15 protein-coding genes are annotated in these 12,585 nt (G+C 47.9%); 7 read left to right on the forward strand and 8 right to left on the reverse strand.

Annotation, left to right across the window (positions count from 1 at the left end):
* From BUB67_RS07965 to BUB67_RS07975, 3 genes are all read left to right on the forward strand, one after another.
* A partial coding sequence (locus BUB67_RS07965; protein ID WP_143157024.1) for a DUF5348 domain-containing protein occupies positions 1-219 on the forward strand: 219 nt, incomplete at its 5' end.
* 17 nt (positions 220-236) lie between these two features.
* On the forward strand, positions 237-1,418 hold the full coding sequence (locus BUB67_RS07970; protein ID WP_238456990.1) for a 4Fe-4S binding protein: 1,182 nt from the start codon (positions 237-239) through the stop codon (positions 1,416-1,418).
* 271 nt (positions 1,419-1,689) lie between these two features.
* Positions 1,690-1,899 carry a hypothetical protein gene (locus BUB67_RS07975; RefSeq protein WP_073238412.1) on the forward strand — a complete coding sequence of 70 codons (210 nt, stop codon included), beginning with the start codon at positions 1,690-1,692 and terminating at the stop codon, positions 1,897-1,899.
* 68 nt (positions 1,900-1,967) lie between these two features.
* Here the strand turns inward: BUB67_RS07975 and sdaAA are convergent, their stop codons facing one another.
* Both sdaAA and sdaAB read right to left on the reverse strand, forming a co-directional pair.
* Positions 1,968-2,852, reverse strand: a complete 885-nt coding sequence (sdaAA, locus tag BUB67_RS07980; protein WP_073238415.1) for an L-serine ammonia-lyase, iron-sulfur-dependent, subunit alpha — start codon at positions 2,850-2,852, stop codon at positions 1,968-1,970.
* A gap of 17 nt (positions 2,853-2,869) precedes the next feature.
* Positions 2,870-3,535 (reverse strand): L-serine ammonia-lyase, iron-sulfur-dependent subunit beta, encoded by a 666-nt coding sequence (sdaAB, locus tag BUB67_RS07985; RefSeq protein ID WP_073238418.1) that lies wholly within the window; start codon positions 3,533-3,535, stop codon positions 2,870-2,872.
* A gap of 220 nt (positions 3,536-3,755) precedes the next feature.
* Between sdaAB and BUB67_RS07990 the strand changes: the two genes are divergently transcribed.
* On the forward strand, positions 3,756-4,232 hold the full coding sequence (locus tag BUB67_RS07990) for a MarR family winged helix-turn-helix transcriptional regulator (RefSeq protein ID WP_073238421.1): 477 nt from the start codon (positions 3,756-3,758) through the stop codon (positions 4,230-4,232).
* Between the two features lie 70 nt (positions 4,233-4,302).
* On the opposite strand, the gene BUB67_RS07995 is transcribed toward BUB67_RS07990, so the two are convergent.
* The 3 genes from BUB67_RS07995 to BUB67_RS08005 form a co-directional block, all read right to left on the reverse strand.
* Positions 4,303-4,920, reverse strand: coding sequence for a hypothetical protein (locus tag BUB67_RS07995; protein ID WP_073238424.1), 618 nt, complete (start codon positions 4,918-4,920; stop codon positions 4,303-4,305).
* A 288-nt stretch (positions 4,921-5,208) separates the two neighbouring features.
* Complete coding sequence (locus BUB67_RS08000) at positions 5,209-5,433, reverse strand: hypothetical protein (protein WP_073238428.1); 225 nt, start codon at positions 5,431-5,433, stop codon at positions 5,209-5,211.
* Positions 5,434-5,442: 9 nt separating this feature from the next.
* On the reverse strand, positions 5,443-5,649 hold the full coding sequence (locus BUB67_RS08005) for a hypothetical protein (RefSeq protein WP_073238431.1): 207 nt from the start codon (positions 5,647-5,649) through the stop codon (positions 5,443-5,445).
* Positions 5,650-5,777: 128 nt separating this feature from the next.
* On the opposite strand from BUB67_RS08005, the gene BUB67_RS08010 reads away from it, so the two are divergent.
* The 3 genes from BUB67_RS08010 (at position 5,778) to BUB67_RS08020 (ending at position 8,744) form a co-directional block, all read left to right on the forward strand.
* Positions 5,778-6,866: an NAD(P)/FAD-dependent oxidoreductase gene (locus BUB67_RS08010; protein ID WP_073238434.1), complete on the forward strand. Its 1,089-nt coding sequence runs from the start codon at positions 5,778-5,780 to the stop codon at positions 6,864-6,866.
* A 166-nt stretch (positions 6,867-7,032) separates the two neighbouring features.
* Complete coding sequence (locus BUB67_RS08015; RefSeq protein WP_073238682.1) at positions 7,033-7,293, forward strand: hypothetical protein; 261 nt, start codon at positions 7,033-7,035, stop codon at positions 7,291-7,293.
* 311 nt (positions 7,294-7,604) lie between these two features.
* Complete coding sequence (locus tag BUB67_RS08020) at positions 7,605-8,744, forward strand: hypothetical protein (RefSeq protein ID WP_073238437.1); 1,140 nt, start codon at positions 7,605-7,607, stop codon at positions 8,742-8,744.
* 147 nt (positions 8,745-8,891) lie between these two features.
* Here BUB67_RS08020 and BUB67_RS08025 read toward each other — a convergent pair whose 3' ends face one another.
* The 3 genes from BUB67_RS08025 to iorA all read right to left on the reverse strand — a co-directional run bounded on the left by BUB67_RS08025 (position 8,892) and on the right by iorA (position 12,572).
* The gene (locus BUB67_RS08025; protein ID WP_143157028.1) at positions 8,892-10,097 is read right to left on the reverse strand and encodes a phenylacetate--CoA ligase family protein; all 1,206 of its coding nucleotides are present in this window, start codon (positions 10,095-10,097) and stop codon (positions 8,892-8,894) included.
* Between the two features lie 85 nt (positions 10,098-10,182).
* Positions 10,183-10,773, reverse strand: coding sequence for an indolepyruvate oxidoreductase subunit beta (locus BUB67_RS08030; RefSeq protein WP_073238443.1), 591 nt, complete (start codon positions 10,771-10,773; stop codon positions 10,183-10,185).
* Positions 10,770-12,572, reverse strand: a complete 1,803-nt coding sequence (gene iorA / locus BUB67_RS08035; protein WP_073238446.1) for an indolepyruvate ferredoxin oxidoreductase subunit alpha — start codon at positions 12,570-12,572, stop codon at positions 10,770-10,772. The genes BUB67_RS08030 and iorA overlap by 4 nt, the downstream gene beginning before the upstream one ends.
* Between the last annotated feature and the right edge of the window lie 13 nt (positions 12,573-12,585).

The raw sequence follows: 12,585 nt of genomic DNA on the forward strand, positions 1-12,585 counted from the left end.
CGTCGTGGGGTAGAAATGAGATATGATTCTCAACAGGATCGCTGGGTTGTCGTTTTAGGAAATCGCGAGTATGGCCTTTATTGCGGAGAATATTTTCAACTTTTGGTCGGAAATACCAACATTGCCTGTAGATTAGAGTTGGATAGTGAATGGTATGTTATTATGCAAGATGTACGATTAAATTTAAAAATTCAGGAAACATACCGGGTGATAATTTAAGTTAGAAAAAGGGGGGAGTGGTTGTTCTTGCCACTTCCTCCCTTTCTAAAATATCGGTCATTATATCCGTCAACTTTGGGTCATCATGCAACATCAATCTTAGGACATTATGCAGCGTTAATAACAATCAGGTTCTTGGAGGGAGGAAAGCTCCTTCTATACATGCACTATGTCCTTTTGGTGCACTTGAAAGTTTGTATTCATTGCTTTTTATGGAAAGCTTTATTAAGAAAATCTATTTAGGAACTTTCGTTTTGCTGATATTGACAGTTATTTTGGCAATTCTTTTCCGTCGAAGCTTTTGCGGCTTGCTTTGTCCTTTCGGAGCGTTGCAGGAGGCATTTTCCCTTCTTGGACGAAAAATATTCAAAAAGCGGTTTATTGTACCGCAGAAAATTGATAAACCTTTGCGTTACTTAAAATATGTCATACTATTGCTTACTGTCGCAATGGCATGGTATTATGGGAAACTCTGGATGGCTCCTTATGACCCATATTCAGCCTATTCACACATATGGACTGTTTCTGAGTCCATTAAAGAAGATCCCCATGCCATCGTAGGGTTTATCCTGTTGGCAGTTACGCTATTGGGCTCTTTCCTGTATGATCGTTTCTTCTGTAAATATCTTTGCCCTGTGGGAGCATTCTACGGAATTATCGGTAAGATAAGTCCTACAAGAGTTGAACGGAATGACAATCTATGCATTCATTGTAAAGCATGCAACAAAGCTTGTCCTGTCAATATTGATATAGCTAAAGCAGTCAAAGTTACCGATGCAGAATGTATTAACTGTAATGAGTGTGTTTTGGCCTGCTCTAAAATGGGAGCACTGGAGGTAAAGACAGCAAGAAAGGCATTTCATCCTATTGCAATGCTTCTTATAGTAGTAGGTTTGTTTTTTGGCACCATACTAATAGCTCAAACAACTGGAAATCTTCAAACTACTCCTTCAGCACGGAAGGAGGGTCAGATTGTGCCGATATCTGAAGTAAAAGGTTATTATACGATTGAAGAAACAGCCATTGCAACCGGCTTATCATTGAAAGAAGTATATGAAAAGCTAGGTATCCCGGAAAATGTTTCAAAGAATACGAAAATGAAAGAAATATCGAATGAAGTACCAGGCTATAATTTTGACGAAGCTAAGGCAAAAGCCGGAGGATCGGAAAATACCGCTAATAATATAGAAGAACCATAAAACTATAACAAGGTAGATGAAAATAACAGTACTACCCTCTAAGCGGAGGGTAGTTAATTTTTTCTGGTCACGATAACCTGGGATACTCCGATGGGATAATGGTTAGTTTATCTGTAATTTTTCATTCCTATTCTCGACATATAAAATGCAAAGTTGTAAATGTGTCGAATCTTTCTATCATATCGACAAACCTACAGAGAATTCTCCGAAGGTATATCACCCTTTCATGGGGAATAGATTTGCTAAATAAAAAAAGTTGGAGGCGTAGTTCATGCTGAATAACGTTCACAGACATATTAAGCAGATCTCTCAGGAACAAATGGTCTATTTGGCTGATTTTCAAGAAGTTAACATTGTAAGTAATAAGGAGACCGTTCGTCATATAAAACGGTTAGCGAAGGAAACAGGTTTGCCGGTATCAAGGGTGGTGGAAGCATTGATCAGGGCGGCCCTGGATGATGTAAAGGTGGCCGCAGGCTAGTTAGAAGTGAGATATGAGAGGTTAGAAAGGATAAAGGCGAAAAAGGTGATGGAAAATACCCATCACCTTTACTCTTGATCTTTTTTATTAATCCTTTGGTTTAGTTCCTGACCGGTGGGAGTTGTGGCCAATCCGGCCAGAGAAGTCTCACGCAGGCAGGAAGGTAGCATAGTGCCTATCTTATACATGGCTTCAATGACTTCGTCACAGGGGATGACACTGGTAATCCCGGCCAGAGCCATATCCGCGGCAACGATGGATACGGCAGCGCCCATGGAATTTCTTTTCACACAGGGCACTTCCACAAGACCTGCCACAGGGTCACAGACCAGGCCCAACAGGTTTTTCAGGGCAATGGCGGCAGCATGGGCACATTGCTCCGCTGACCCCCCGGCCAGTTCAGCTACAGCGGATGCTGCCATGGCGGCAGCCGCTCCAATTTCTGCCTGGCATCCCCCGGCGGCTCCGGAAATGGTAGCATTGTTGGCAATGACAAAACCAATGCCGCCGGCATTAAACAAGGCATACACCATCTGCTCCCGGCCGCTCCCAAGATGCCGTCCGGCGGCCAGGATGCTTCCGGGCAGTACACCACTGGAACCGGCGGTAGGCGTTGCCACAATCAACCCCATGGAAGCATTGACCTCAGAAGTTGCCAGGGCATAATTTACGGCATCCAGGACAACTCCCTGACACAAACTCCTGCCCCTTTGGGCATATTCCCTTAAACGCCTGGCATCTCCACCGGTCAGCCCGCTGCGGGATAATACAACTTCATTCATTCCTTTTTCCACGGCCTGTTCCATCACCAGCAGGCTTTTTTCCATATTGGAAAAAACCTCTTCTCTGGTACGACCGCCGGCTTGTACCTCTTGTTCCAACACCACTTCCCCGATGGTTTTACCATGTTGCCGGGCAAGTGCAACCAGTTCGGCTACAGTACGATATTTCAACAGCCTTCCCCTCTCATCTAAGTTGTAAGTAATGCTACACTGTATACATGGTCAATTTGTTTTACATCTTTAATGATTTCATCAGTTAAATCCTGATCCGTTTCAATGACCATCAGGGCTTGATCTCCCTTGGATTTTCTGGCAACCTCCATATGACCGATATTAATTTCATTACAAGCCAGCACCTGCGCTACCCGGGCTACAGCCCCGTACCTGTCATGATGAAACACCAGCAGGGTGGGACTGTCCCCGCTCAGTGAGATCCTAAACCCTTCAATTTCCGTAATGGTGATCTTCCCGCCGCCCAGAGAAATACCGACCACTTCCAGGGATCCTGTGTGGTCACTTAGCCGCACCTTGGCAGTATTGGGATGATAATCCGATTCTTCCGGGATAATTTTAAAGACGATTTCCACGCCACGTTCCCGGGCCAGTTGAAAGGAGTTAACAATATTTTCATCGTCTGCATGAAGGTCTAAAATACCTCCCACCAATGCTAGATCCGTTCCGTGACCGCGGTAAGTCTGGGCAAAGGAACCATATAAAGTAATCTCGGCTTTGGTTGGCTGCCTGCCAAAAATATCCCGGGCTGTCTTGCCAATTCTGGCTGCACCGGCCGTATGGGAACTGGACGGGCCCACCATGATTGGACCAATGATGTCAAAAATAGAATTGTATCGCATTATGAGTCTCCTTACACGAATAACAATCCAGGAAGATCATAACACTTCTTGAGAACATTCTCAACAGGAAGAGTCTGTAAATAAGATACAAAAATGTAAAATGATATATATTTTTCTGAATATTGTTTATGTTTTAGTTATTAGTATTTACTATAATTCGAATTAATGATATTCTAAATACAATGAATATTTTTATTTTTTTGGCAACGGAGGTGATCCTGTGGAGCAAAAACTAATTGAACAAGCTGAACAATTAAAGGACTTATTAAGAACTCTTAACCGAAAATTTCGTCAATATATGATGGCTCAAACCGTTGGCTGCGGTTTAACCGTTCCCCAGCTTCATTTAATGCAGGAATTGTTTCAAAATCCAGGCATCACACTGGGTGAATTAAGTATAAGGTTGGGGTTGGCTAAAAGCACTGTTTCAGGCATTGTTGACCGGCTGGAGAAACAAAATAAAGTTATTAGAAAGCGCAATGAACAAGACCGCAGGGTAGTTCACATTGACCTTTCCCCCCAGGTGAAAGAGCTCGGCCATAACATATCTTTAATGCGTACAAACTATCTGGCAAGTCTTCTGGCCTCCATGACACAGGAGGAAATAACCGGACTACTAACAGGCCTGGAAAAAATTAATCAACTAATGATGCAAGAAACCAACGGGCCCGGTTCCGCCGACCCGGATCTTGACTAATTGGATATCAATCAGCCTTAAGCAAGGCAGGTGTTGGAGGCATTCCAACACCTGATTTTTTATCTTTCGCCTAACTGCCAAATTTAATGTTAACCTTAGGGCCGGTATGTTGCTTTTTCACATGAATGTCCGTCATAACCGTTGGCTTTAAGAATAAATTATTCTGACCCCCCAGTACAGGTTCATCGGTCACTTCGTTGCTGGAAGCTTCTGCCTCCTCTGCTTCAGGTTCTGTCACACTCACTTCAAAATTTTCCTGGGGTATTGTTGGCATAACTTCATCCGCCTGGTCGGCACTCTCTTCAACCGGTTGCGGCGTTTCCTCAACAGGTTCTTCCACGGAAATCTCCGGAGCTTCCTGCGGCTCATCGACCAAGGTTTCTTCCAGCGCCTGTTCTTCGGTTTGTTCAATCACCTCTGGGTGCTGTACGGAAATCTCTTGCTGGTCATCGGTAATCTCCTCATCCATCTCACTGACCGTGTGTTGATACTCTGCAACCTCGCCATTGGACAGACCAACAGCCACTTTTTCTTCCGCCGGCTGTTCCGGCTGTTGATACTCATCCGCCTTTGTTTGACCGCTCTCAGAGTAAGCACTGGCATTGGTACCCTTTTGAGATAAGTAAAGGAGAATAAAGATTAAAAATAGTGTAAATGCATTGTAATTAGACCCCCGCTCACCTGCCACCTGCACTAACCCCTTTCTTTAAAAACTAAAAAATTGACCCTGGTATATATTACGAGAAAATCCGTTAAGTGTTACAAATTCATAAAATCAAAGATGATGCTGTGTATATTAAAGTTATACCGGAGGACAAATTACTTAAAGGGTCATAAGATAGGGGGAAAAAGATGAATCTCTGGTTTTTTACGCTGCTCACCGCATTGATCGGCCTGGCTACAGCTCTATGGTTTATTCTCATCTCCCGTTTGGACAGGAGGTAATAAAGTGACATGAAAAAGAGCCAGCCCCATGCTAGCTCTTAATCTTGGCCAGGATTTTTGTGACTGGAAAGGGTTTGTTTTCGATGGCCACAACTTCTTTTTGCAATATCTCGATATGCCTCATTTCCTCATCCCTTAACTTGAGAAACAGCTGTCTGGCGGAGGGATTCCGCACCCTGATGGCAGCATCATTATAAAAGACCTGGTTCTTAATTTTATCTTCTAAAGCGTCGTTCAGGAATTCCAGGCTGTCCATAGCGGCCTCCTATTTGATATCCAGCTTTTGCATTTCTTGTCTTAATTCGGCTAGGTGACTCTGGGCGGTCATTTCAAAAACCTTAAAGATTTTTTTTAAACGCTTATCTTTCACTGTTTTGGACAAATAGGCATATTTTGCCCGGCGGAGCTCTTCCCCGTCATAGGCCTGCTTGAAGACATTATTTTCTACGTCCTTCTGGGTAAGTTTGGCCAATCAATTTCACCCCCATGCTTCCTTTCATCCATCTTCTTAGCAATCATCATTCTAAGGCATATTATTATCTTTTCAGCGGAAAATATTAAGGTAATGGATTACTTAACGATCAGGGAAGGAAAGATTATATGAAAGTAGCCATTGTGGGTGCAGGGATTGCCGGGCTTTCCTGTGCCCTGGAACTTGAGAAACATGGTATCCGACCAGTTATCTTTGAACAAAGACACCGCCTGGGAAGTCCTTTTCCCTTTGCTCCCATGTTGTTGAACTTTATATTCCGTCCTGTCAAAGATCAGCTAAAGGAATTAAAAAAGAGTTTTGACATAGATATTAAACCAATCAGTGACATACGGCTGCTGCGGGTGCAGGGACCCGGCACGGCATATACCGTAAGGGGGCATCTTGGTTATACCGTTTTACGGGGTCAAGATCAGTATGCCATTGAATCGCAACTGGCCAGCAGGTTAAAAACCCCTGTCCGGTTTGAATCCCCCGTTAAACCCAAAGATTTACTAAAAGACTTTGACTACATCGTGGTGGCGGACGGCACCAAAAAATATGCAAAAGAACTGGGTGTCTGGAAAAGCACTTATCAGTCCTGGGTCCGGGGTGCCAATATATTAGGCGAATTTAACCCCCGGGAAGTTCGCTTCTGGTTCAATACCGGTTATGCCGGAAGCGGTTTTGCCCACATGGTTCCGTTGGGAACCGAAAGAGCAGCCTTAACGCTGAGTGTTTCTTATATTATCCGGGATGAGTTACCCCGGTACTGGCAGGCTTTTATTGAACAGGAAAAGATAAATCCTGAAAATGTTATGAATTGGGACACTGATTATGAAACCGGCCTGGTTTTCCCACACCGGGTGGGGAATACATTCTTTGTGGGAAACAGCGGCGGCTTTGTCACCGGTTGGCTGGGAATCGGTATTTTTTCTTGTATCGCCAGCGGGGTGGAAGCAGCCCGGTCCATTGCCCTGGGCAGCAATTACGAAAAAAGAATACGGTTTCTCCAGCAAATTATGGAGAGGCAGGCTCGTTTCCGTCTCTTATGGGATGGCTTCAATAACAGGAATTTGGACCGGGCCATTCGATTGATGGGCAGCCCTGTTTTAAAACACTCTCTTTACCACACCAACCTTAATGTAATGAAGATGGCGGATCCTCTCATTCATCTCTGGTTGGATAAAGTTTCCGAACACGAAAAAACAATCCGTTAACAAATCCTGCAAGGTCTGCATAGGATGGTTTGTGACAGAAAATTGTACATCGCCGCCTGAAAAATTCTATAAAATTTACTACTAATTAACAGAACTATGTTCTATTATTAACACATATGCTTTATAATCAGATAAATATCTCGACAGGAAGGAGTGGTTTATTTTGATGAACAAATTATTCCCGATTAACCCTCGTAATCGCCAGTATTATAAACCAACCCCCTTCGTTGAAGAGCAGGGTTACGGCGAAACCAGCAACAATCATTTAAATACCTACTGGCGGGTAAATAACGACGGCCACATGTGGCTGGCGGAATCCTGCGTCCGGGGTGCGGGGGACCGCAGGGTCTTCAAAGCTTGTTCCGAAGCTGAGAAATGGGCCAGGGAGTATGCCTATTCCAGGGCAAAACCATGGGGCGGGTTTTAGTGGATGATTGGTTTGGTTCTTATGTGAAAGTGCCTGACAGTACCTTAAATCAAATAGAATGCTTTCCTCAGAGAACCCACTTCAGGTGGGTTACTTGTTTATAAAAATCCAGAAACCCTCCAATAAGGAGGGTTTCCTTTAACGGACGGAGGCGAACGCCTAAGGTTGCACAACCGGTCCGGTGATTATAATATCGTCAATTTTTAACAAGATTATTTATGCTCCCATTTAACAATAGCTGGAACTTGTCATAAAGATTTTTGATCTGGCCATATTAACTATGGACAATATTTCAAATCTGGAGGTGCCCATTGTCCCTCTACATTTCCGGAGATAAATTATTTGAGTATATGGTTGCATATATCCTGCGCAACAATGGTTATATAGCCGGCGTCCCCCGGCGCAAATTAGGCGGTCGGGGGACTCAGCATGAGGTTGGTGTGATTGGTATTGATTTAAACAACAGCCCCTTTTGTTTAAATACGGTTTTGCTGGTGGCTGCCAGGGGTCCTGCTCCGGCCAACCACACCGCTGACATGCAGTTGGTCCGCAACCTGAAAGCCACCCTCCTGGACCTGGAGCAAACATTACCTTCCCGCCGGGAACTGATCCGGGACCTGTTGGATAACAACCGGGGTGATTTATTTCACCGCATTTACGGGGGCAAAAAAGCGAAGGAAACTCTGACCGTGAATTACGTAGGAGGCGTCTTTGTGGCCGGGGAATTTTCCTACCCGGCCTGGGAGTACGCCAACGCCCACGGGATTTATGTGGTTCACCTGCCGGAGCTTATGGCCGGCCAGCCTGTTCTTCACTGGTACCGGCAAATCCGCAGTCTGATGTCCCAAATTTTGGCCTTGGATGGGCTAACTCTGCCGGGACTAGCCAAAAAAACAAAAAAAATCCCTGACTTCCGGGAAATTCTTTTATTATTGCAGCAGCCTCTGCAGGGGGAATTAATTCCCGAACACAGCCATGATCTTTTCACCATCTTTAACGAACTGCTGCGAACCGAAGAGATGGCTCCCCTGGCCCGCAGTTTACAGCGAACGGCCCTTGCCACCATCAACGGTTACCCGGTGGTCATTGAATATAACGTGGGGTACAAAGCCCTGCTGGATGCCGCATTGTCTGTTTACGAAAGAAAAATAAGAACCATTAAATCCGTGGTCCCGGCCACCACCTACAAACCCCTGGATGTGGTTCACTTAAAGGTCAGTGAGGTAACCCCGGCGTCAGATAACCAGGTGCTGAGGCTTTCCTACCAGGTAGAGCAGGAAAATGTCCCCCCGGCCATTCAAAATCTGGCCGGGGCGGTTTATGTGCCCAATACGGTTTTGGATAAACGTTCCATGAAAAGATTCCGGCTGAAAATGCCCTTAAAGGCGGGGCTCAGCCTGGTATGCGAGTTCTGCCAGGAAACTAACCTGTCTGCCGGGGCTGTTAGATAAGGTTGTTAAATACCGCCAGGGTTCCTGATACTGTTAGTTCGTCATTTGCCGGCAATTTTCTTTATGTTTAGAGAGGGCGGAAGAAAATACCGTATAAAAAGAAATACCCGTTTATGAACGGGTTCAGACAAGACAGGCAGGCGCAGTTTATTCGTAGTTTTCTCTTAAATCAAAGACACGTTTACTCTTCTTTTCCGACCTTGGTAAGCTGCCGTAGGCCACCGCTTCCACTTCGCACTGGATGCCGATGCGGGATTTGATATTCCTCCGGCATTCTTCGCTCACCTGTACCGGGTCAAAGCCCTCCCGGACCTCCACTTTGATAGAGAGACGGTCTTTCCCCGCCGACCGGGTAAGAATCATTTGATATTCACTGCCGGCTCCCTTTGATAATTTTAACACATGATCAATTTGCCCGGGATAAATATTGACCCCTTTTACCTTGACCATGTCATCGGTCCTGCCCAGCACCCGGTCGATCATGGGGAAGGGAGAACCGCAGGGACAGCGCTCTGGGCGCAGCCGGGTGATGTCGTGGGTACGATACCGCAGCAGGGGCATTCCTTCTTTGGTCAGTGTGGTAATCACCAGTTCTCCCTGCCGGCCGGGGGCCAGTTGTTCGCCGGTAACCGGATCGATGATTTCAAACAACAAATGGTCGGACCAGAAATGCAAACCGTTATGAATTGGACAATCGATGGCGATGCCGGGACCGTAGATTTCCGTTAGCCCGTAAATATCATAGGTTTCAATTCCCAGCAATTCCTCAATGCGCCCCCGCATTTTGTCTCCCCAGCGTTCACTGCCGAAGATTCCCCTGCGCAGGGCCAGTCTGTTCTTGATACCCCGTTTATGAATTTCCTCCGCCAACAGCAGCCCGTAGGAAGATGTGCCGATGAGCACCGTGGCCTGCAAATCTTCCATGAGTTCCAGTTGTTTTTCGGTATTGCCCGGCCCCGTGGGTATGGTCATGGCCCCCAGACGCTCTACTCCGGCCTGAAAGCCGATGCCTGCGGTCCACAAACCGTAACCGGGGGTGACCTGCACCCGGTCCTTTCTGGTTACACCGGCGGCGGCCAGGCAGCGGGCCATCATCTCCGCCCAAACATTCACGTCACCGGCGGTATATGGGACAATAATAGGTTTTCCGGTGGTGCCGGAGGACGAATGAATGCGAATCACTTCCTCATCGGAAACGGCCTGCAGTCCCAGGGGATAACCCGCCCGTAGTTCTGTTTTGGTGGTAAAGGGTACCATGGCCAGATCCTTGATGGTCCGTATTTGTTCAGGTTTTATCCCCGCTTCATCCAGCTTCCGGCGATAAAAAGGCGAATGTTTATAGATGCGGTGCATCAACTTTGGCAGCTGTTTTTCCTGAAGGGCAAAAAGATGATCGTAATTAAAAGAGGAATCTCTTTGTTGAAGAAATAAGGACAAATTAAGCACCTCCCACTGCCTGCCGGCCCAGTGCAAAGGCCGTCAGATTCATTTCCCGCAGCCTCGGGGGGATGACATCTTCCATCACCGCCCTGAGGTGATCGGCGCTGTAGGGCAGCAGGTCTAATACAGACAGCGCCCCCAGCATGACCATATTGGTGGCTTTATAAGTACCGGCCTGGTTGGCTAACGAAGTAGCATCAAACAAATATAGGGAGTCTGTTCTTTCCTTGAGAAAAGCAGTCAACTGTTCGGGGTGATAGGAGGAAAACCCCAGGGAAACCGAAACAGGATAGATGGTGGCGGAGTTGGCAATAACAACGGCGCCTTTTTTTAGTTTCGTTACCGCACGAACTGTTTCCGCCAGTTCCAACCCCAGGAGTACATCTGCCTGGCCGTTGGGGATTAACGCACTATAATCACCAGCCCCCATTCGTACCTGGCTCATGACCGCCCCTTCCCTTTGGGCCATGCCAATGACCTCGGAAGTTCGTACGGGCAGACCGACCTCCATGGCAGCACGGGCTAAAATACGGGAGGCCAGGACATTCCCCTGTCCTCCGACGCCGGCAATCACGATATCCAGCCTCATCGGATCACTCCTCCCTCTGTTATGGCCTCACAGGGGCAGATCTGGCGGCACAAATCACAGCCGGTGCAGGTGGCGCCGATGACCGGTCCCTGCTCTCCCCTGGAGATGGCCGGACAGCCCAACTCTTCAATACAAAGCCCGCAGTGGATACACTTTGCAGCATCAATGGTCCTGGGAGCCTTGCGCTCTTTTACCAGGGCCACACATTCCTTTCTCATGACGACCAGGGAGACGCCGTTAAATTCCAGGGCTTCCCGGGCGGCAGCCAGCGCAGCTTGATAATCGAGGGGGTCCACCACTTTTACCAATGGAACCCCGCAGGCTTCCGCCAGTTTTGCTATATCCAGCGGTTGCACCGGCTCACCGGCAGCGTTCCGGTTAAGCCCCGGGTGACTCTGGTGACCGGTCATGGCAGTGGTCCGGTTATCTAAAACCACCACAGTGATCTTTGAACCGTTGTGAACAGCATTGATCAATCCGGGAAGGCCGGTATGGAAAAAGGTGGAATCCCCCAGAAAAGCAATCACTCTTCGTTCTTTCTCTGCCAACTGGAGCCCGGAACCTATGGTAATACTGGCTCCCATGCACAGGCAGGTATCCACCGCGTGCAAGGGGGCCATGTTGCCCAAAGTATAGCAGCCAATATCTCCGGTAAAAATGGCATCGCTGCCGGCTGCCGCTTGTTTGAAGACATAGAAGGAAGCCCGGTGCGGGCACCCGGCACACAACACCGGCGGGCGAACCGGCAAAGGAGGTTGGCTCATGGCTTCTTCCGGTGGTAAATCAATTCTTAAAAATTTTGCTAAAATCCCTTTGACTTTGTCGGTGTCCAATTCACCCTCCCGGGGCACCAGGTGGTTGTATTTGCCCTTTACCACTAGGGGGCGCCTGTGCTGCCAGACTAACTTTATGAGCTGGTCTTCCAGTACCGGTTCCTGCTCTTCCACCACCAGGACCCGGTCAAGCTGATCCAGAAACCGTAACACCAGGTTTACAGGCAGCGGGTAAGGCGTGCCGATTTTCAGCACCGGCAGGTTGAGGCCTAACAATGCAAGGGCCTCCTTAACGTAATGATAGGCTACGCCGCCGGCGATGATCCCCTGTCGCCCGGTGCCGGGGCTGACAGTATTAAAGGGACTGGTTTCCAACATTTCCCTGGCCTTTTCTTGTTGCTGATTCAGCCAAATATGACGTTGGGCGGCCAGGCTGGGGAAAATTACCCACTCCGGACCCTTTTGAAAACCGGTATGCCCCCGTGATGGCAAAGTTTTGTCCACCACTTCTACGTCCTGGCAAACATGACAGGTGCGGGTGGTTGGCCGAAGAATCACCGGCAGCCCCAGTTCCTCGGACAGCCGGAAGGCTTCCCTGGCCATTTCTTTGGCCTCCCGGGGATCCGCCGGATCCAGGACCGGCAGTTTGGCAAACTGGGCGAACTTTCGGGTATCCTGCTCATTTTGAGAACTGTGGGGCCCCGGGTCATCGGCCACCGCCAGCACCAGCCCCCCTTTCACCCCAATATAGGCCAGGGTCATCAGGGGGTCTGCCGCCACATTCAATCCCACTTGTTTCATGGTGACCATGGCTCTGGCGCCGGCGTAGGCGGCCCCGGCGGCCACCTCCAGGGCCACTTTTTCGTTGACTGACCATTCGGCATAGAATCCCCTCTCTTTGGCCAGGGAAGCCAGGGTGGTAAAAATCTCGGAAGACGGAGTTCCCGGGTAGCCTGTGACCACCTGCACCCCGGCCTCCAACGCTCCATAAGCAATGGCCTCGTTGCCCATTAACAGTTTCTTCATCAAACGACCTCCG

Source organism: Desulforamulus putei DSM 12395 (genome assembly GCF_900129195.1).
GTDB lineage: Bacteria > Bacillota > Desulfotomaculia > Desulfotomaculales > Desulfotomaculaceae > Desulfotomaculum > Desulfotomaculum putei.

Excerpts from the sequence above, each read along its gene's own strand:
- sdaAB (WP_073238418.1), bottom strand. The coding sequence starts at position 3,535 with ATGCGATACAATTCTATTTTTGACATCATTGGTCCAATCATGGTGGGC.
- BUB67_RS08030 (WP_073238443.1), bottom strand. The coding sequence starts at position 10,773 with ATGAGGCTGGATATCGTGATTGCCGGCGTCGGAGGACAGGGGAATGTC.
- BUB67_RS08000 (WP_073238428.1), bottom strand. The coding sequence starts at position 5,433 with ATGGACAGCCTGGAATTCCTGAACGACGCTTTAGAAGATAAAATTAAG.
- BUB67_RS08010 (WP_073238434.1), top strand. The coding sequence starts at position 5,778 with ATGAAAGTAGCCATTGTGGGTGCAGGGATTGCCGGGCTTTCCTGTGCC.
- BUB67_RS08025 (WP_143157028.1), bottom strand. The coding sequence starts at position 10,097 with ATGCACCGCATCTATAAACATTCGCCTTTTTATCGCCGGAAGCTGGAT.
- BUB67_RS07975 (WP_073238412.1), top strand. The coding sequence starts at position 1,690 with ATGCTGAATAACGTTCACAGACATATTAAGCAGATCTCTCAGGAACAA.
- iorA (WP_073238446.1), bottom strand. The coding sequence starts at position 12,572 with ATGAAGAAACTGTTAATGGGCAACGAGGCCATTGCTTATGGAGCGTTG.
- BUB67_RS08015 (WP_073238682.1), top strand. The coding sequence starts at position 7,033 with ATGAACAAATTATTCCCGATTAACCCTCGTAATCGCCAGTATTATAAA.